Origin of the sequence: Affinundibacterium seohonense (genome assembly GCF_014284305.1) — a bacterium.
GTDB classification, from domain to species: Bacteria; Pseudomonadota; Gammaproteobacteria; order Burkholderiales; family Burkholderiaceae_D; genus Undibacterium; species Undibacterium seohonense.
The window spans coordinates 1-614 of record NZ_JACOFW010000080.1 but is presented as its reverse complement, the minus strand read 5'-3'; the positions used below and the strand labels follow the sequence as shown (position 1 = coordinate 614).

General features: G+C 45.3%; 1 protein-coding gene. It reads left to right on the top strand.

Annotated features, from left to right (window positions below; genetic code table 11):
• The coding region (locus tag H8K52_RS20630) for a type VI secretion system contractile sheath domain-containing protein (RefSeq protein ID WP_186924793.1) at positions 1–614 on the top strand (614 nt) is incomplete at both ends.

Genomic DNA, 614 nt, shown 5'->3' with positions numbered 1-614 from the left:
GGTTCAATTTGATCAAAGTACATTGTTCAAATTAATTTATGGATCCGAATATGACACGTATGGCGGTTGTCCTTATGGCTTGCTGTTGGGGGGATTTGAAATCGGTAGTAGTTCAAGGGATATCTCTTTTTTAAATAACATCGCCGCAATTTCAGCGGCTGCACATGTACCATTCATTTCTGCTGCGTCGGCTTCCCTGTTTGGGTTAGACAGTTTTCACCATCTTCCAAAGCCGCGTGATCTTTCTAAGATTTTTGAAAGCCCCGATCTCATAGGATGGAGAGATTTCTGCGAAAGCGACAATGCTCTATACGTAAGCCTTGTTTTGCCGCATGTACTGTTGCGTCTGCCGTATCGAAAAAGTGGCTTCCCGGTAGAAGAATTTGAGTTCGAAGAACTCGCCGGCGACTCTGCCAGCGAACCCAATTTCGATCATTTTCTTTGGGGGAATGCGGCGTACCTTCTTGCACAACGCATCATGTCCGCATTCTCAATCTATCACTGGACGGCAGCGATACATGGCATTGAAGATGGTGGGCTAGTTGAAAATTTGCCGCTCTACCAATATCAAAACATGTCAGGAATGACAGTGCAGCTATGTCCTACTACAGTAC